The organism is Agrobacterium fabrum str. C58 (genome assembly GCF_000092025.1).
Classification (GTDB): domain Bacteria; phylum Pseudomonadota; class Alphaproteobacteria; order Rhizobiales; family Rhizobiaceae; genus Agrobacterium; species Agrobacterium fabrum.
In genome coordinates this window covers 931,688-949,916 of record NC_003062.2, presented here as the reverse complement: position 1 = coordinate 949,916, position 18,229 = coordinate 931,688, and the positions used below count along the sequence as shown (strand labels likewise).

At 62.2% G+C, this 18,229-nt stretch carries 19 protein-coding genes; 5 read left to right on the top strand and 14 right to left on the bottom strand.

What is annotated here, in order from left to right; translation table 11 throughout:
• Positions 1–9 precede the first annotated feature (9 nt).
• Positions 10–1,206 carry an MFS transporter gene (locus ATU_RS04750; RefSeq protein WP_035256735.1) on the top strand — a complete coding sequence of 399 codons (1,197 nt, stop codon included), beginning with the start codon at positions 10–12 and terminating at the stop codon, positions 1,204–1,206.
• A 7-nt stretch (positions 1,207–1,213) separates the two neighbouring features.
• On the opposite strand, the gene ATU_RS04745 is transcribed toward ATU_RS04750, so the two are convergent.
• The 11 genes from ATU_RS04745 to ATU_RS04695 form a co-directional block, all read right to left on the bottom strand.
• Positions 1,214–1,609, bottom strand: coding sequence for a DUF3168 domain-containing protein (locus ATU_RS04745; protein ID WP_010971288.1), 396 nt, complete (start codon positions 1,607–1,609; stop codon positions 1,214–1,216).
• Positions 1,606–1,941: a phage head closure protein gene (locus ATU_RS04740; RefSeq protein ID WP_035256438.1), complete on the bottom strand. Its 336-nt coding sequence runs from the start codon at positions 1,939–1,941 to the stop codon at positions 1,606–1,608. The genes ATU_RS04745 and ATU_RS04740 overlap by 4 nt, the downstream gene beginning before the upstream one ends.
• Before the next feature lie 3 nt (positions 1,942–1,944).
• Positions 1,945–2,514: a head-tail connector protein gene (locus tag ATU_RS04735; protein WP_035256436.1), complete on the bottom strand. Its 570-nt coding sequence runs from the start codon at positions 2,512–2,514 to the stop codon at positions 1,945–1,947.
• Between the two features lie 97 nt (positions 2,515–2,611).
• Positions 2,612–3,880 (bottom strand): phage major capsid protein, encoded by a 1,269-nt coding sequence (locus ATU_RS04730; RefSeq protein WP_010971286.1) that lies wholly within the window; start codon positions 3,878–3,880, stop codon positions 2,612–2,614.
• A 32-nt stretch (positions 3,881–3,912) separates the two neighbouring features.
• Positions 3,913–4,485, bottom strand: coding sequence for an HK97 family phage prohead protease (locus ATU_RS04725; protein ID WP_010971285.1), 573 nt, complete (start codon positions 4,483–4,485; stop codon positions 3,913–3,915).
• Positions 4,486–4,534: 49 nt separating this feature from the next.
• Positions 4,535–4,855, bottom strand: a complete 321-nt coding sequence (locus ATU_RS04720; RefSeq protein WP_010971284.1) for a DUF6107 family protein — start codon at positions 4,853–4,855, stop codon at positions 4,535–4,537.
• Between the two features lie 195 nt (positions 4,856–5,050).
• Positions 5,051–6,217, bottom strand: coding sequence for a phage portal protein (locus ATU_RS04715; RefSeq protein WP_010971283.1), 1,167 nt, complete (start codon positions 6,215–6,217; stop codon positions 5,051–5,053).
• A gap of 256 nt (positions 6,218–6,473) precedes the next feature.
• The gene (locus ATU_RS04710; RefSeq protein WP_010971282.1) at positions 6,474–6,782 is read right to left on the bottom strand and encodes a Dabb family protein; all 309 of its coding nucleotides are present in this window, start codon (positions 6,780–6,782) and stop codon (positions 6,474–6,476) included.
• 58 nt (positions 6,783–6,840) lie between these two features.
• Positions 6,841–7,494 carry a lysozyme family protein gene (locus ATU_RS04705; RefSeq protein WP_010972645.1) on the bottom strand — a complete coding sequence of 218 codons (654 nt, stop codon included), beginning with the start codon at positions 7,492–7,494 and terminating at the stop codon, positions 6,841–6,843.
• 448 nt (positions 7,495–7,942) lie between these two features.
• Positions 7,943–9,202, bottom strand: coding sequence for a DNA-packaging protein (locus ATU_RS04700; RefSeq protein WP_035256432.1), 1,260 nt, complete (start codon positions 9,200–9,202; stop codon positions 7,943–7,945).
• 3 nt (positions 9,203–9,205) lie between these two features.
• Complete coding sequence (locus ATU_RS04695; RefSeq protein ID WP_010972619.1) at positions 9,206–9,730, bottom strand: hypothetical protein; 525 nt, start codon at positions 9,728–9,730, stop codon at positions 9,206–9,208.
• Positions 9,731–9,964: 234 nt separating this feature from the next.
• Between ATU_RS04695 and ATU_RS04690 the strand changes: the two genes are divergently transcribed.
• Complete coding sequence (locus tag ATU_RS04690) at positions 9,965–11,605, top strand: alpha/beta hydrolase (protein ID WP_035256428.1); 1,641 nt, start codon at positions 9,965–9,967, stop codon at positions 11,603–11,605.
• A gap of 23 nt (positions 11,606–11,628) precedes the next feature.
• On the opposite strand, the gene ATU_RS04685 is transcribed toward ATU_RS04690, so the two are convergent.
• Positions 11,629–12,468 (bottom strand): SDR family oxidoreductase, encoded by an 840-nt coding sequence (locus ATU_RS04685; RefSeq protein ID WP_010971279.1) that lies wholly within the window; start codon positions 12,466–12,468, stop codon positions 11,629–11,631.
• A gap of 155 nt (positions 12,469–12,623) precedes the next feature.
• On the opposite strand from ATU_RS04685, the gene ATU_RS04680 reads away from it, so the two are divergent.
• Positions 12,624–12,992, top strand: a complete 369-nt coding sequence (locus tag ATU_RS04680; RefSeq protein ID WP_010971278.1) for a winged helix-turn-helix transcriptional regulator — start codon at positions 12,624–12,626, stop codon at positions 12,990–12,992.
• A gap of 31 nt (positions 12,993–13,023) precedes the next feature.
• Here the strand turns inward: ATU_RS04680 and ATU_RS04675 are convergent, their stop codons facing one another.
• Entirely contained in the window at positions 13,024–13,455 is a 432-nt protein-coding gene (locus ATU_RS04675) for an Lrp/AsnC family transcriptional regulator (protein WP_010971277.1), read from the bottom strand.
• 124 nt (positions 13,456–13,579) lie between these two features.
• Here ATU_RS04675 and ATU_RS04670 point away from each other — a divergent pair, with 124 nt between their 5' ends.
• Entirely contained in the window at positions 13,580–14,680 is a 1,101-nt protein-coding gene (locus ATU_RS04670; RefSeq protein ID WP_010971276.1) for a saccharopine dehydrogenase family protein, read from the top strand.
• 150 nt (positions 14,681–14,830) lie between these two features.
• Here ATU_RS04670 and ATU_RS04665 read toward each other — a convergent pair whose 3' ends face one another.
• Positions 14,831–16,291 (bottom strand): protein adenylyltransferase SelO, encoded by a 1,461-nt coding sequence (locus ATU_RS04665; RefSeq protein ID WP_010971275.1) that lies wholly within the window; start codon positions 16,289–16,291, stop codon positions 14,831–14,833.
• 171 nt (positions 16,292–16,462) lie between these two features.
• On the opposite strand from ATU_RS04665, the gene ATU_RS04660 reads away from it, so the two are divergent.
• Positions 16,463–18,181, top strand: coding sequence for a glycoside hydrolase family 32 protein (locus ATU_RS04660; RefSeq protein WP_035256424.1), 1,719 nt, complete (start codon positions 16,463–16,465; stop codon positions 18,179–18,181).
• The last annotated feature ends 48 nt before the right edge of the window (positions 18,182–18,229 follow it).

The window sequence follows — 18,229 nt, the reverse complement described above, 5'->3', positions numbered from 1 at the left end:
GATCTTGCCATGTCCGATGCTGCCTCCCTGACGTCCCGTACACGCCTTATCGGCGTGCTGGCGCTCGGACAGGTGCTCAGCTGGGGTTCGGGTTTCGACATGCTGGCCATTCTTGGTCCACGGATCGGCAGCGAGCTGCACCTCTCCAATGAAGTCGTTTTTTTGGGTCTCACCGTCATGATGACGATCAGCGCGCTCTGCGGTCCGCTGCTTGGACGCATGCTCGTGCGACACGGCGCAGCCCCCGTGCTGGTGACAGGCACCATTCTCTTTGCGGCTGGCTTCGGCTTGCTTGCCTCTGCGGGCGGCGTAGTGAGCTATCTTCTCGGCTGGGCCGTGATGGGGCTTGCGGGAACATGCGGGTTGACGACGGCGGCCCATACGGCGGTGGTGGAACGCGTCGGGGCGGAAAGCCGCCGTTCGCTGACGTTGCTCATGGTGTTCACCGGCCTTTCGGGCGCTGTTTTTCTGCCTTTCACCGCCTTTGCAGACCAGCATCTTGGCTGGCGCGGCACCCTAATCTTTTACGGCTGTTTTCAGCTTTTCGTGCTTCTGCCGCTTTACCTTTTCGTTCTTCCGCAAAGAACGGCACCCAATACCGACCACAGCTTGAAAACCGCAGATGCCCCAAAGGTGCCAGTCGATACGCGTCGCGCATTTTTACTTCTGGCAGCGATGACGACGCTCAGCGCCTTCACCGCCTTTGGCCTCTCACCGCTCCTGCCGTTGCTGCTGGTTCATTCCGGCGCTTCGCAAGCCCTTGCCATCCAGCTGGCGTCAGTACGCAGCGTGCTTGCCATAACGGCACGCGGGCTGGATTTCCTGCTCGGGAAACGCGGCAATCCCTTTGTCACCTGCATGATCGGCCTCTGTCTGCTGCTCGTTTCTTTCGTGCTGCTGATTGGCTTTTCGCCGGCCATGCCTGCCTTCATCGGCTTCATCGCCTTTTTCGGCTTTGGTGCGGGTGTGCTGACGGTCAGCCGCGCCGTGCTGCCGCTTGCGGTGTTTTCCCCCACACAATATGGCCTTCAGGCTGCCCGCATCTCGCTTCCGCAAAATCTGGCCATTGCCGTTGCGCCGGTCATTTTCACCATGGCACTGGATCGCGGCGGCGTGGGCGCCATGCTGGGCATCGCCTCCATTCTGATCGGCCTTTCCGTGCTGCTGTTGATTCTGTTATGGAGAACAGTCAGACAGGGGGCCTGACGCAACGCTATTCCGTCACGGCCCTGAAACGCATCTCCGAAACAAAGTTCCGGGTCTTCGTCTCGCGCCGCGAGCGGCTTGATAGAAGCTGCAGATTGACGAGGGAGACACCCGCGATCGACAACGCCGCATCGTCGAGCAGGTTTTTCACCCGAGCGGCGATTTCCCCCGCCCCCTTGCGGCCATTGGCATCGCTCCAGATTTGCAGCGACAGGAAATGCTCCTCGGCCTTTTCCGTCGCCGTCGAATAGTCCCGGCTTTCAAGATCGCCGAGCACGATGCACGGCAGAACAGCGTGCGGCAGAAGCCGGTCGACAACGCCGCCGGTGATGAGCGTCATCAGCGCCGCGTCGCCCGTCAGCCGCGCGAAAATCGCCTGCAGCAAGGCGTTGACAGCGCTCATCGGCTTTCCTCCTCGCAACGGCAGACGATGAAGCGGCGCGTCTCGTCGGGATCCATCGTCGCCCGGATCGCCAGAATGCGACGGTCTTTGCGAAAGCGCATGCCGGCAGTGACGTCGCTGCGAAAGGCCAGCCAGACGCGGTGGGTGATTGTCACACCCTCGGCTGAGGCCCGCTCATGGGAGGCCTCGGAAACCGGTTCGATGGCGGCCCAAAGCGACCGCAGGACGGTCCAGCTTTCCGTTGCGCCGCCCTGCCCGTCCGCTACGTCGGTGCGCAGTTCCAGCTCCAGCCGCGCCGTCAGCTTGCCGGGATCGAGAAAAACGAGGTTCATGGCTCAAAGCCCCAGACGGCAGAAGGGCGCCACCAGCCGCTCATAACCGGCGGGAACCGCCGCAGGCTGGTTTTCCGGCGCGACCGCGCCGCGAAAAGCGAACATCTGCGCCACATGCATCAGCATGGCGCGTTTCAGCGTGCCGGGCACATCCGTGCCGGCCTCGCCGTAACCGGCGACGAAATCGATCTCGATGCCGTTCATCGCCCGGCCGGGGCTCGGCGGATCGCGCAGCCACAGCCGCGCCGGGCGCGCCAGGCCGTCGAGCAATCTGTCAGCGCCGGTGATATCTGCCGCGCGGCCCTGACCGTCAAAAACCAGAATCGTTTCGATGGCTTGCACCGGTCCCTTGCCAATCAGAATCACGCCGGTCTCAGGCCACCGGTCGAGATAAAGCCGCCAGGTCTGGCGGATGAGGCAAAGGCCGGTCACCCGCTCCAGATGTTCACGGGCGGTGCGAAGCAGTGCGGCCAGAAGCGCGTCCTCCTCGCCGCCGTCGAGACGCAGATGCGCCTTGACCTCGGCAAGCGTCAGCGGCTCCGCCTGCGGCGGATGAATGAGGGCATAGGTCATGGGGTCTCCGGAAGGAAGATGGTCGAATGGGGAGCGAGCGGGTGCCGCTTGTTTCTTCTCCCTGGCCGGGGAGAAGAAAAGGGCAGCACAGCGGCTATCAATTCACCCCGAATTTCACCAGCTTGATCGCCTCGAAATTCTGCACGCCGCCACCCACGCGCTTGGTGGTGTAGAACAGCACATAGGGTTTCGCCGAATAGGGATCGCGCAGGATACGCACGCCGGTACGGTCGACGACGAGGTAGCCGGCGCGGAAATCGCCAAAGGCAATGGCGAAGCTGTTGGCGGCCACACCAGGCATGTCCTCGGCCTCCGTTACCGGAAAGCCCATCAGCGATGCCGGCTGACCGGCTGCGGCCGGCGGGTGCCAGAGATAGGCGCCGCTGGTATCCTTGAAACGGCGCAGCGCTCCTTGCGTCTTGCGGTTCATCAGGAAGGTGCCGTTCTGGCGATGGCCGGCCTTCAGCGCATAGACGGCATCGAGCAGCACGTCCATCGGCCCGGCCGAGGCGAAACCGGCCGAAACGCCGGTCGCGACATAACCGATATTGCCCCAGTTCCAGCCATCATTGGCGATGGCGGTATACGACAGGAAACCCTTGGGTTTGTTGACGCCGTCACCGGCGATGAAGGCGGCGGCCTCCTGTTCGGCAAAGGCGATGTCCACTTCGGAAGCGATCCAGGCTTCGATATCGACCGCCGCATCATCCAGCAGCCCCTGGGTTGCAGCCGGCATGGCGTAAAGCTCCATGGTCGGGAAAGAAAGCTCGGCAAGCTGCGGTGTTGCCGTCTGCGGACGTGCCGCCGTTTCGGAAACCCAGCCGGTCGTCATCCCACCGAGTGCGAAGGGTTTTTTCAGCACAGCGGCGGAAACCTGCCGCACGGTCGCCAGCGCCCGGATCGGCGAAATCGCTGTCATGCGCCGGCCGATCTCGCCGTCCGTCTCGCTCGGCAGCAGAAAACCGCCATCTGTCCCGGTCGAGCCGGCGAAGGCCTTCGCCTCGAGATCGCGCAGTGCGCCCTCCTCGCCACGGCGGATATAGGCCTCGAACGCCGCCTTGTGCTCCCCGGCATCGTGGGAAATGCCGTCCTTGCGGCCAAGCGCGGGTCGCGCTTTTTTGAGCGCGAGGTCGTCCATGATCATGCGGTTGTCGTCGAGCGCCTTGTCGATGCGGTCGAGCTTGTCGCGGGTCACGACATCCGACCCCATCTTGCGCTCGATATCGGCAAGCCGCTGGTCGTTGGTTTCGCGGAAGGCTTCGAAGGCCTCCATGAAGTCGTCGAAGGCGGCCGTCACCGTATCCGGCACGGCTTTTACCTGCGGCGCGACGGTCATCGGGGCCGGTGTCGTCATCTGGTCCGTCATGTGGTTTTCCTTTTTCGTAGATACCTGGAGGGTCAGCGTTTGAAGGTTGTGTCAAACAGCGAGCGGGCGGCACGGCGCATCGCGCGCACCAGTTCGGTCTCGCGATCCCGGAAGAAGCGGGCATGCTTGACGTCGGAGACCCGCGCCGAAGGCAGCATCGGGAAGGTCACGACCGAGATTTCCCAGAGATCGGCTTCCAGAATGCGCCGCACGCCACTGCCCGCGCCCTTGCCGGAGCGAACAGTACGAAAGCCGATCGACAACCCGTCCAACGCGCCGGTCTTCATCAGCGAATGCACCTCGCGGGAACGGGCGACGCCGGGTGCGAGGATACCTTCGACATAAAGGCCACGCTCGTCCTCACGGATGGTGCGCCATGCGCCGATCGGCTCGGCCGGATCATGCTGGTAGAGCATGCGGATACCCGCCGCTCCCCGTTCCTCGATCGAGCGGCGGAAAGCGCCGCGTTCGATTACGTCCTTACCGAGATCGACTTCGCCGAAGACGCTGGCATAACCGGAAAAGGTGCCATCGCTGGTGATGCCGCGCAGTTCCAGACTGGCGAATTTGCGCGTGGCGGGACGCGGCCCGCGATAGACGTGCACGAAAAGCTCCTGCGATGTGAAGGGAGAAAACGACGCCGGCGAAGGGCTATCAGGCGCGCGGGCGTGTGCCGTATCGGTCGGCGATGCGCACCAGAACGCCGAGCCCCCACCAGGCGCCCATGCTGGCGGCAGCGGAGCCGGCCACCATGATTTCCCGGCCTGAAAGCGCACCGGCAATATCGAGCTGCTGCACGATCCAAAGGCCGATCGGCCCGCCGAAGATCATGCCGCAGGAAACGCCGGTGACGAAACGGCTCGCCGCCTCGCGTTTGCTTTTCGGCAGCAGATAAACAAGCGATACGCCGGCACCCGCAATGGCGCCGGTAATACGGGCGGCCCAGATACCGGCCTCATTGGCGAATTCAGACATGGGTAATCATTCCCGTTTAGGATGGTGTTATCGGGCCGACGCACCGCGCCGCCCGCCGGCGTTTTCTGCACGCCTGTGATGGGTGATTTTCGAATCTTCGGAATCGCTTGGGCGGAAGACCTCACAAAGAGAGTCCGCTTCTTCAGAAAGTGATTCAACTGAACCCGCCCGTTTCATGGACGTGGTTCCTACCGCTCAGTAACCGACGGCTTCGCGTTTTTCCTCGTCGCTCAAAAAGGATGCCGCGCCGATGCGCGTCCAGAGCGCATCCCGCTCGCCGGCAAGCCCGGCGATCCTGTCGAGATCGGGTTCAAGCCTCAACCCGGCGCCGAAGACCGGTGCCAGCCAGCCGCAGAGCCTTGCCGCCGTGCGATAAACCAGCGGCAGCACGGTGAGGCGATAAAAGGCGCGATTCGCCTCCTGGTAATTGGCATAGGTATTGTCACCGGGAATACCGATCAGCATCGGCGGCACGCCGAGCGAGAGCGCGATATCGCGGGCAGCACCGTTGCGTGCTTCCAGAAAATCCATGTCGCGCGGCGAAAGACCCATGGCCTTCCAGTCCAGCCCGCCTTCCAGAAGCAGCGGCCGGCCGGCATTCATGGCGCCCTGATAGCCCTCCTCCAGCTCGCGCTTCAGCCGATCATATTGCTCGGTGGAGAGATTGCCGCCCTCCTTGGGCTGATAGACCAGCGCACCGGAAGGCCGGGCGGAATTATCGAGCAGGCGCTTGTTCCAATGGCTTGCGGCATTGTGGAGATCGAGCGCCGCACCGGCAGAGGCGAGCGGCGCAAAACCGACCCGGTCGTCCAGCGGATGGAAAAGCTTCAGATGCAGAAGCCCCAGCCCGTCGCGCTCGGCGGCGATGCGCCGCGCGGCACGGCCCTCAGCGCGGTATTCATAAGCCACCGGCCAGCCATCCGGCCCCTCGACGATGCTGACCCGATCGGGCCTCAGGAGATGCAGCTCGCGCAACCGCCCGCCAATCATCAGCGGTTCGATATAGGCGTTTCCGGAGAGCATAAGGTGGCCGTAAAGCGCCTCGAAAAAATCCGGCCCGCCCATATGGGCGCTCGGCTGCGACAGCAATGCCAGCAGCGGATGATCGGCCAGCTCCTCGTCGCCATCATAAATCAGCCAGCTGACGGCGGCGGACGTTTCCGCCACCATGCGGGCGGCGCGGTGGGCGACCGGGTTTTTCATGAAACCCTCGCGGGCCAGAGCGGCATAGGAACGGCCGGACCAGAAGGCGGGCCCGCCCTGCACCGCCACGGCCATGAAGCCCTCGGCCATTTTCCGGCTTTCAGGCACGGCTTTGCCATCCGCCGGGCGCAGCCACGGCAGGGAGAAAGGAAATCGCATGGAATTGTCCTTGTTTTTATTCCGGCTCAGCCTCCCGCCCGGCCCTCTTCCCCGTGTTTCTCACAGGGATCCAGCCAGCCAAAGTCCTTTGGCTGAAAAGAGTCCTCTCGCCGCGCAGACGCGCGTCGACTGGATTCCTGTGACAAGCACAGGAATGAGGGCGGAGGAGGCCTGAGCCCTATGACGGAGGAAGGTTTGCGCCCGTTGTCAGCAGACTAAATGTGCATGCGCGTTACTTCGCAGACGAAACGAGACGTTACCGGATCGGGGCCTTCACCGCCGTATCGCTGTTGAAATCGGCCGCAACACGGGTCTCGCGCAGGGGCTTTACCGTGCGGGTCGAAAGGTCATAGGCCGGATCGGCCTTGTAGGCCGCCAGCGCCGCCTCGTTTTCAAACTCGCCATAGACGATGAAATCGACCGAGTTGCCCCATTGATCCTTCTTGACGTTCTCGCCGATTTCCAGCTTCAGCGCATGCGGTATGGCGGTGAGGCCGGAAAGCCCCTTGCGCACGGCGTCGCGGTTTTCCTCGGGAACGGTGAAAAAGACGATATGGCGGATCACGGTGTCACCTGTCATGCAAAGTTCAAGAGCGGCCTCAGCGGCACGGTGTAACGGGTTATCATCTGGCCGACGCCGGTTCAATCCGCGCCGTGACAATCGGCGCCATAACAAGGGCGCGATGAAATGCCCGTCCGTAGCTGCCTATGAGCCGCGCCCGGTCGCTGCCATTGATGATGGCGCGGGCGCCATCCCAATCCTCGTCTTCGCCACTGAAGAAATCGGCAAGGCTGCGGCCGGTGAAGCTGCCGGCCACCATGCCGTGAATCAGGATCGCCGTTGCCACTTCCGCCTCCATGGCCCGCTCCGGGCGCTTCACCAGGTCGATGCCGGTCAGCGCCGACATGGCTTCGTAGTTGCGGCGATGGGTCAGTTGCACGAAACCGCGCCCCAGCCAGCTTTTTCCTTCGGCATCGAGCCGCCAATAGGGTTTGCGCACCATGGGCAGCCTGCCCGCCGCAAAGGCGCGGTCGAGTCTCACGATCGCTTCGGCATCGCTTGCCGCCAATGTCTCGCGCACCGGCTGCATTGTCGCCGCCGTCTCGTGAAAGGCCGTCGCCAGCATATAGGCCAGCCAGCGCGGATCGCCGCCCGGCAGCGCCTTTTCGAAACCGGCAAGCACCGTTTTCGTGCCGGCAAGCTGGGCGGCGCGCAGGCGGCCCCCGAAAATAGAAATTCGCACCGACGCGAAGAATCGCGCCTCGTCATAGGCCATGGAAGGCTCCTGAAAGTGACGGGCGGCAAAGCGCCCGGTTTTCCACATGACAGCCGTCAGGACTAAATCGATTTGAAAAAACCTTAATCGATTTTAATCCGCCGCCCGGGGTTTTGGGGTAAAAAATTCCTTGAATTCCGGAACCTTAGCGCGCTAACTCCATTCACCGCGCAGTTCAGCTGCGTTAACCAATCAAGGAGGAATGCCACCATGACAGCGACAATCCCCCAGACCGTTTATGACCGCCTCGAAAACGAGTGGCGCCAGATGCGCGAAACCGGTTCTCAGCCGAAACCCGCGCAGTCTCCGAAGAAGTAAGGCCCACCGGATGCCCGCTTTTGGGCGGATGCGGTGCCGAAGATTTCTTCTCCCCGCCGGGGAGAAGAAACATGCGGCACCCGCTTGTTTGCGGTTCGATAGCCCTGCTCGCAGGCCCGAAATCACCAGCTCACATCCCCCGCACCCTCGGCTCATTCACCACCATCGTCGTCAGTGCCGTGATCGCCCAGACGAGCGCGTCCAGCCTGTCTGGCGAACGCCCGGATGACAGGCCATCGGGCCCGAAATCCGTCATCTGGTCCTCCAGCTTTTCAAATCTCCCCGAATGGCGCACCCGGCCCTGCTCGTAGAGTGCCGCGACGGGCTCGGCGCGGGTGAATTTGCCGCGGCTGGCGCGCACCAGCGTCAGTGGCAGGTTGGCATCTATGCTCTGCAGCATGGCCCGCACCATTTCGCCACCCTGGTTGACCTCGGCCACCACCCGGTCCGCCTCGTGGCGGCGGAAGGCGGCGACCACGGCGCGCGCCCAGCCCGCTGGTGTTTCACCCTCCACCGAACAATCCGCCAGCACCACAAGCCGCCCGGACATGCCAAGCCCCGCCACAACGATGCCGCAGCAGGAATTCTCTCCCACACCGGCAGGCGGATCGACTGCCACCACGATGCGCGATAACGGCTCATGCGCCGCCTCGATGATCGCTTCCAAATCGGCGCGTTTCCACAGCGCGCCTTCGCGCTCATCGATCAACTCGCCGCCGATTTCCTGACGGCCGAGCCGCGTGCCGCCGTACCGCTCCTGCATGGCCTTCAGGAAACCGGGCGACAGGTTCTGCGCATTCATCGCCGTCGGCATCCGCGCCACCCGGCTTGTCGGATCAGAAAGCAACGCCTTCAGCAGCGGGATGGGCCGCGGCGTGGTGGTCACCAGTTGCCGTGGCATCTCGCCCAGGCGAAGGCCAAATTGCAGCATGTCCCAGGTTTCCTGCGGATATTTCCATTTGCCCAGCTCATCCGACCAGGCCAAGTGAAATTGCGGGCCGCGCAGGCTTTCCGGGTCCTCCGAGGAAAATACCTGCGCCATCGCGCCATTCGGCCAGAGGAGCCGGCGGCGCGACACTTCGAAGGCGGGACGATGGCGGCGGGCAATGCGGCAGATGCCGGAAATGCCGTCGATCATCACCTCGCGGGCATCGCCCAGTGTTTCAGCCACCAGCGCGATGCGCAGATCCGACTGTTTGCCGGCGGAAGCAACGGCGTGCACCCATTCGGCCCCGGCGCGGGTCTTGCCGGAACCACGTCCGCCGATCAGCAGCCATGTCCGCCACTCACCCTCCGGCGCCTGCTGCGGCAGGTTGCCGATGAAACGCCAGTCGCGCAGGAGGTTGAAGACCTGTCCCTGCAAGCGGGTTTCAGTCAAAAATTCCGCCATGCCTCAGCCAGACCCGACGGAAGTGCCCAACGCAGCGATCGCCTCCAGCCTCTCTCGGCATTTCTGCTCGGCCAAATCGTCGATGCGTCCAAGGAAATGCGCCACCGCCGCCTCGTAGTCCTCGGTCTCGGTTTCATCCTCGGCCATAAGCGCCTGCCGTTCCTGCGCCAACACCCGTTGCAGGGCATCGATCCGTTCCAGCGTGCGGACGATGAGCGACAGCTGATCCGTTGCGATTTTCACATCGGCGCGCGCCTGCTTGGCCTGCGCATCATCGGCATCGGGCAAAAGCCCCGCCTCGCCCGCCTCCCGCATATTGCGGTACATCGAGAATTGCTGGCGCATCTCCTCTGTCAGCTCATTCAGCAATTGTCGCAGATTGCCATTACGCGCCGCATCCTCGGCGGCCAGCCTGTCGGCCCGCGATTTTATTTCGGGGGCGGCTTCCGGCATGTCATCGTCGGCATAAGCGGGCGTCTCCGGCCAGGCTCCGTAGAGCGCCGGGTCGTAAGTGTGGGAACTTGTCATGGGATTGGCCTGGGAGTGATTATATCGAGAGACACAAGGCAGCTTTGCCCGCAAATCTCCGACCGTACCCAAACACTACCAAACCACCGTCACGCTGTAAAGGATTATTTTCCTATAATTGTGATTTTTATCCTAATGACAGCATTTGCACCCTTCCCCGCACCATACTACACTTGCGCCGCAAGCGGTGGACAGAAGGGGCAAGTCAAGTTGGTGAAACAATGGGTTGAGCGGTTGTTTGCGGGTCTTTCGGCAACCGGCATCGTCTTCGGCACGGTACTCTTCTGCGCTTCTCTCACACCCTCGCTTCTGCCGCGTACATGGCTGATGCAAGGCGTTTTGTGCGGTTTTTCCTTCGCCATCGGTTACATGATCGGCGTTGCCCTGCATGCCATCTGGGCCTATCTGGAGCTGCCCGAGCCCTCGCGCCACAATGTCCGCGGCGTCCGGTTTCTCATCGCCCTTGCCGCCGCCATCACGGCGATTGCCTTCCTGTGGCAGGCGAAGGACTGGCAGAATTCGATTCGCGTTCTGATGGAGCTTGATCCGCTGCCCAGCGCCCACCCCACCAAGACCGGCGGCCTTGCCGTGCTGGTCGCGGCCCTGCTCATCGGCGCTGGTCGGCTTTTCCAGCTGATCCGCCGGTTCTTTGCCGCCCGCAGCCGTCACTTCCTGCCGCGCCGACTGGCCAATGTTCTCGGCATCGCCGCCGCCATCGTGCTGTCATGGATGCTGCTCAACGGGCTGATCTTCGATATCGGCCTGAAGTTTGCCGATTCCTCGCTGAAACAGGTGGATTCGCTGATCGAGCCTGACGTGCCGCGCCCGGCCGATCCGCTGAAAACCGGCAGCAGCGCCTCGTTGATGACATGGGAATCGCTTGGCCGCCGCGGGCGGGAATTCGTCGCGGAAGGCCCCGCCGGCACGCAGATTTCCGCCTTCACCCATCGCCCGGCCAAGGAGCCGCTCCGGGTCTATGCGGGCCTGAATTCCGCCGCCACACCCGAAGAGCGGGCGGCGCTGGCGCTTCAGGAGTTGAAGCGGGTCGGCGGTTTCGAGCGCAAGGTTCTGCTCGTCGTCATCCCCACCGGCACCGGCTGGATCGATCCGGAAGCGCTGGATACGGTGGAATATCTGCATGATGGCGATATCGCCAGCGTCGCCGTGCAATATTCCTATCTCTCCAGCTGGATCGCGCTGCTGACCGAACCGGATTACGGCGTCGAGACGGCGCGCGCCCTGTTCGAAGCCGTTTATGGCTATTGGACCACCTTGCCGAAGGAGACACGGCCGAAGCTCTACCTGCATGGCCTCAGCCTCGGTTCGCTCAATTCGCAGAAATCATCCGATCTCTATGATGTGCTGTCCGACCCGTTCCAGGGCGCCTTGTGGAGCGGCCCGCCCTTTTCCAGCCCCACCTGGCGCATGGCCACAAATGGCCGGGTGGAGGGCACGCCGGAATGGCTGCCGCGTTTCCGCGATTCCTCCGTCATCCGCTTTGCCAACCAATATACGACAGCCCATATGCCCGGTGTGGACTGGGGTCCGATGCGGATCGTCTATCTGCAATATGCCAGCGACCCCATCACCTTCTTCGAAGCCGCTTCGCTTTACCGGCGGCCGCAATGGATGGTGCATCATGGTCCCGACGTTTCCACGTCCTTCCGCTGGTTCCCGGTGGTCACCCTGCTGCAGCTCGGGCTCGATGTTGCCGCCGCGACCACGGCGCCAATGGGTTATGGCCATGTCTATGCGCCGGAGCATTATATCGACGCATGGATGGAGGTGACCCAGCCACAGGGCTGGAATGCCGAGGATATCCAGCGGTTGAAGATGCTCTTCAAGGCCCGCCGCGGCTCCACCGATCCGGCGTAAGCGCAGCGGGCCCGCTTTGAGCCTCAGCCCTTCAAGCGGTCCAGATTGTCGGCAATATAGGTTTCCAGCGAACGCGGAGCATGGCCGGTCAGCGTTTCCGCGTCGCCGGTCACCACGGCCGTCCAGCCTTCACGCACGGGATAGAAGATCGAGGCGAGGAAGGATGCGTAGTCCTGCGGCACGCCGGCACCGGTGAGGATGCCGATGAAGACGTCGTCCGAAACGGCGCTATAGGACACCGGCTTGCCGATCGCCTGTGAGATCAGCGCAGCCGCCTCGGCGTAACCAAACGCCTGCGGGCCCGTTAGGTTGAAAGCCTTGCCATTAAAGGCGTCGGAGGTAAGCGCCGCGGCGGCACTGTCGGCGATATCACGCACATCGATAAAGCTCGACTTGCCCTCGCCGCCGGGAACGGCGATCTGACCGTGCTCGATGCCGGCCTTCCAGTAGCTGTGGAAATTATCCGCGAACCAGTTGGGGCGCAGGATGACGTAAGGCGTGCCTGACGCGATGATCTTCAGTTCGATCTGGCGATAGGGAATGGAATCGTCGGCGTCGACACCGAGAACGCTGAGGAAGACGATCTTCACCTTGCGGCGTGCGGCCTCCTCGACGACCGGCGTCAGTGCATCGATGGTATCCAGACGCCCGCCGGCCAGCATGAGGAACAGGCGATCAACGCCGTCAAATGCATCCGCGAAAGTGGCGTGGTCGGTATAATCGAAGCGCACGCCTTCCGCGCCATTGGTCGGCTTACCGCTGCGCGACGCCGCCTTCACGCTTTCGCCCCTTGCAACCAGCGCTTTAACCAGCGGTGTGCCGATGGTGCCTGTCGAACCGATCACGAGTATCTTGCCTGTCATCTCAAATATCCTTAGTATCTAATGGAAACCATGTTTCGAAAACACAGATACTGCGTTGGAGAAATCATGAAAAGAGAGCACTTTTCGGTTATCTGGTTTCCTCGTGGAAACCGGATTTCTCCCGAAAGATGCCGCTGAAAGCACGGAACAAACCGATGGAACACATCTATGACGTCTATGAGGATCGCTGCCCCACCCGCATGGTGCTGGACAGGATCGCCGACAAATGGGCGCTACTGATACTCGACAAATTGCGGGTGGATGCGGTGCGCTTCAACCTGCTGCGGCGGGAGATTAAGGGCATTTCGCAGAAGGTGCTGTCGCAGACGCTGAAGAAGCTCGAGCGCGACGGCCTGATTTCACGGCAGGCCTTTCCGACCGTGCCGGTGACGGTCGAATATTCGCTGACGCCGCTGGGGCGGACGCTGACCGAAACGGTGGCGGCACTCGCCCATTGGGCGGAAGGCAATATCGAGGCGGTGATGGCGGCGCAGAGGGCTTATGATGAGAGGGTAGCGGCTTAGCCCGTGACAGCCCCTATACTCCCCGTAATCGCTATCGCGAAATCCGCGTGGACAGAATGATCGACGACAGCGTGCGCTCCACGCCATCAAGTGCGCCGATCCTGTCGATCAGCCGATCGAGATCGAGGATCGAGGGGGCGGCGAGAATGGCGATGAGATCGAAGGTGCCGCTGACCGAATGCAGCGTCGTCACCTCTTTTATGGCGGTGAGCGCCGCCGTCACCGCCGGCAGTGCCTTCGGCCCGATGGTGATCAGCACATGGGCGCGCACCAGCCCGGAAAGATAACTTTCCGACAGCCGCAAGCCGTAACCGGCAATCACACCATCGGCCTCCAGCCGCTCGATTCGCGCCTGCACGGTGGTACGGGAAAGCCCGAGTTTGCGCGCCAGTTCCGCCACCGGCATGCGGGCGTTTTCGGAAAGCAGGGCGAGCAGCGCCCGGTCCTTGTCGGCGATTGCCATAGTGTTCAATCCTGTCGTCTTATCGTCTAATAATAGACTTCAATATGCACATAGTGAAGCTTCGAATCGCAGCAGAACCGCAATATGATTGTGCCCTATGAATTTTTCTGCGGGGAACAAAAATATGAAAAACATCGTCGTCATCGGCGCAGGCAACATCGGTTCAGCCATTGCCTGGATGCTGGCCGCAACGGGCGATTATCGCATCACCGTCGCCGACCGTTCGGCAGATCAGCTGGCGAATGTGCCGGCTCATGAGCGCGTCGATACCGAGATCGTCGATATCGCCGACCGCCCGGCGCTGGAAGCACTGCTGAAGGGCAAATTCGCCGTGCTCTCCGCCGCCCCCTTCCATCTGACGGCGGGCATCGCCGAAGCGGCCGTCGCCGTCGGCACCCATTATCTCGATCTGACCGAAGACGTGGAATCCACCCGCAAGGTCAAGGCCTTGGCGGAAACGGCCGAAAGCGCGCTCATCCCGCAATGCGGCCTTGCGCCCGGCTTCATTTCCATCGTCGCCGCCGATCTCGCCGCCCGCTTCGATAAGCTCGACAGCGTGCGCATGCGCGTCGGCGCGCTGCCGCAATATCCATCCAACGCGCTCAACTACAATCTCACCTGGAGCACGGACGGGCTGATCAACGAATATATCGAGCCCTGCGAAGCCATCGTCGAAGGTCGTCTCACCGCCGTTCCGGCGCTGGAAGAGCGTGAGGAATTCTCGCTCGACGGCGTTACTTACGAGGCCTTCAACACCTCGGGCGGGCTTGGCACCTTATGCGCCACGCTGGAGGGCAAGGTGCGGACGATGAATTACCGCACCATCCGTTATCCCGGCCATGTGGCGATCATGAAGGCGCTGTTGAACGATCTCAACCTGCGCAACCGCCGCGATGTGCTGAAGGACCTGTTCGAAAATGCCCTGCCCGGCACCATGCAGGATGTGGTCATCGTCTTCGTCACCGTCTGCGGCACCCGCAACGGCCGTTTCCTGCAGGAAACCTATGCCAACAAAGTGTATGCCGGCCCGGTTTCCGGCCGGATGATGAGCGCCATCCAGATCACCACCGCCGCCGGCATCTGCACGGTTCTCGACCTTCTGGCCGAGGGCTCTTTGCCGCAGAAGGGTTTCGTGCGGCAAGAGGAAGTGGCGCTACCGAAGTTCCTCGAGAACCGGTTCGGCCGGTATTATGGCGCGCATGAGCCGCTGGCCCGGGTGGGGTGATTTAGACCGCCTTCAGTTTCCTCCGTCATACCGGCCTCGAGCCGGTATCCACCCAGCCCAAGCCCTTGGGCTGGAGAGAGTGCTCTCGCCGCGCGGACGCGCGTCGGCTGGATGCCGGATAAGGTCCGGCAAGACGGCCCGGGCGGATGCTCAAGTCCCGCAAAACGTCCTGAACACCCGCTCATGGCTCATCGGCGGCTGCATATAGACGAAATTGTCCGGCCGTTCCTCGAAGGGCGTTGCGATGGCCGTCAGCATGGCGTGGAAGGGCTCGAAATCGCCATCCTCCACCGCCGCCTCGATCAGTTCTTCGATGCGGTGGTTGCGCGGAATGATGGCCGGATTGATCGACAGCATCGCGGCTGACCTCTCGGAGTCGGAAATACCTTCCCTTCCAGCCCGTTCCCGCCAGCGGGTCAGAAACGCGTCCGCCCCGGCAATATCGATGAACATGCCGCGGAACGGCTCGGCATCGCCATTGGCCGCATGGGAAAGACGCCGGAAGGTCAGTGTAAAATCGGCTTCCGATGCCTGCATCAGTGAAAGAAGCGACTGGATCAGATCCATGTCGCCCTCCTCCTCGGTGGTCAGGCCGAGCTTTTCGCGCATGCCAGTGAGCCAGCGTTGGGGAAAGGCGGCGGCGAAATCGGCCAGTACGGCGTTGGCGAGTTCGGCTGCTTTCTCCACCTCAGGATCGAGCAGCGGCAGCAGGCATTCCGCCAACCTCGCTATGTTCCATTGCGCAATGCCGGGCTGGTTGTTGTAGGCGTAACGGCCCTGCGCATCGATGGAGGAAAACACCTTGTTCGGATGGTATTCATCGAGAAAGGCGCAGGGGCCGAAATCGATGGTCTCGCCGGAAACCGCCATATTGTCGGTGTTCATCACGCCGTGGATAAAACCCACCATCATCCAGCGGGCGATAAGCGCGCACTGCCTTTCAGCAATGCCACGAAGCAAAGCGAGATAGGGATTTTCGGTGTTTTTCGCGTCTGGATAGTGGCGGTCGATGACATAGTCCGCGAGGCTCCTGATTGCCTCGTCATCTTCGCGCGCGGCGAAGAACTGGAAGGTGCCGACACGGATATGGCTTGCCGCGACACGGGTGAAGACACCGCCCGGCAGGCCTACTTCACGCTGCACCCTGTCGCCGCTAAGGACGGCCGCCAGCGCCCTTGTGGCGGGTATGCCGAGCGCAAACATGGCTTCCGAAACGATATATTCGCGCAGCACCGGGCCGAGCGCTGCGCGCCCGTCTCCCCGGCGCGAAAACGGCGTGGGGCCGGAACCCTTGAGCTGGATATCCCGCCTTCTGCCGTTTACGTCGATTACTTCGCCGAGAAGAATGGCGCGGCCATCGCCAAGCTGCGGCACGAAACCACCGAACTGGTGGCCCGCATAGGCCATGGCCAGCGGCTCGGCCCCCTGAGGCACGACATTGCCGGAAAAGATCGCCGCCAGCCTGTCATCGTCGAGGTCCGCAACGTCAAGAAGAAGCTCCTCCGCCAGCGTACGATTAAAGGCGATGAGGCGCGGCGCCTTCACCGGCGTGGGCAGCACGGCGGCGCTGAACCGCTCCGGCAGGTGGGCATAGGAATTGTCGAATTTCATCACGGGTAAACTCCCTGCTTTTGCCTGATATGGCGGTTTTTACGTCCAGTTGCGAGAGGTGTCAGCGGTAAATACGAAACGGCGATGCGGGAGCATGGCGGCGGTTGAACTTTCTTTCGTCCCATTCGTTGCGTTCTCTGAGCCAGAATTGCCGCAACGAAAGGAACGGGAATGACCGTCGTTGAAGCCGTAACTGCAGAACCGGAAAGCGCCATCCGCACCCTTCACACCGACCTGCCGGTCAACGCCACCTTCCATGTGTGGCTGAAGGCGAAAAAAGACGCCGAAGCCGGCGCTGTCTCTTTCTCCAACCAGAACGGAAAATTCGCCGAAGTTTCAAGCGTCAATACCGAAGAGTTCAGTTTTCGAATCTATCAGGTCTTTGGCGGCGGCCATGTGGAGCTGAGCTACGACACGGTGACCACGGCGGTTTCCGTCATCTACTGGTTCACCGCTTCGGATGTGCTGGAAACCGGCATCACCGTCGTCCATACCAAGCCGGACAATGCCGCACCTGAGCTACCGGGAAGCTATCATTTCCGCCCGCCCTTCGGCTGGATGAACGACCCGAACGGCTTTGGCCGCTTCGAGGGCAGGCCACATCTGTTCTATCAGCATTATTCGCACGGGCTGCGCTGGAACACCATGCATTGGGGCCATGCGGTCTCCTCGGATTATCTGCGCTGGCGGCATCTACCGATCTTCCTTTTCCCCTCCGAGGACCTGACGACGCGGCCGGACAAACGCGGCGGCGCCTATTCCGGCTCGACCATTCCGCTGGTGGAAGGCTCAGGCATCCGGGTCTTTTTCACCGAGCAGGTGCAGGACCGTATTCCCGAGCAGCAGATCCAGCTTACCGCCACCTCGTCTGATCTCATCATGGCCGGGCAGGCAGACGTCATTCTCGCCCACCGCCCGGATGGGCAGGGGCTGACGCCTGACTTCCGCGACCCTTACGTGTTTCGTGGCCCCGATGGCTTGTGGAAAATGCTGCTCGGCAGCCAGAGCGATGGCGGCGGCGTGATCCTGCTTTACGAGACGCTGGACCCCACGGCCGCCTCCGGCTGGACCTATGTGGGCAAGCTGTGGGTGGAGACACGTTACAAGACCACGGCCATCGAATGCCCCTGCCTGCTGCCCCTCGATGGCCCCGCCAATGCCCGTTCCACAAGGTGGGTGCTGATCTACGGGCTGATGCATTCGGAAGACCCGGAGACCGGCCGCAAGAACCTGACCATGGCCGATGTCGGCTGGTTTGACGGCAAGGTCTTCACCAAGGAATTTGGTCAGGAGCTGGATTTCGGCACCGATAATTACGCCTTTCAGGCCTTTCTGGATGGCGACAGCATTATCGGCATCGGCTGGCTGGCAAACTGGGCGGATGCCAATCCGGAAATCGATTTCCCCACCTCCATGACCCTGCCGCGCCGAATTCACTACGCGAACGGCGAACTTCTGACCCCGCCGATCGGCGCGGCGGAAAGCCTGCGCAGCCATATTCTCGACCGCACGCGGCTGGCGGCCGGTGAGCGCGTCACCTTCATCAACGGCGCGGTGGAAATATTGATCGAACTTGCCTCGTCAGACGCGGCCTTCGAGCTGGCGCTCGATCATCCGACCGTCACGCTCGGTCTCGTCTCCGACGAGACGGGCCTGTGGATCCGCCATGAGGACGGGCGCGACGGTGCTTCGCCGCACTACATTGCCAAGGGCGCGCGCGCATCCCGCATCCGCATTTTCCTCGACTACGGCTCCATCGAGGTCTTTGCAAATCGCGGCCGTTATGTCGGTACCAAGCGCATCGAAGGTTTCGAACCGGTGCGTTCGGCGCTGCTCCGCGCCGACCCCGGTGCGGTGGTGCATGCCACCAGTTGGGCACTGAAACCGTGAGGAACCTTTTGGCGGACTGGGCGGTTGATAGACCGAAACCGCCCAATC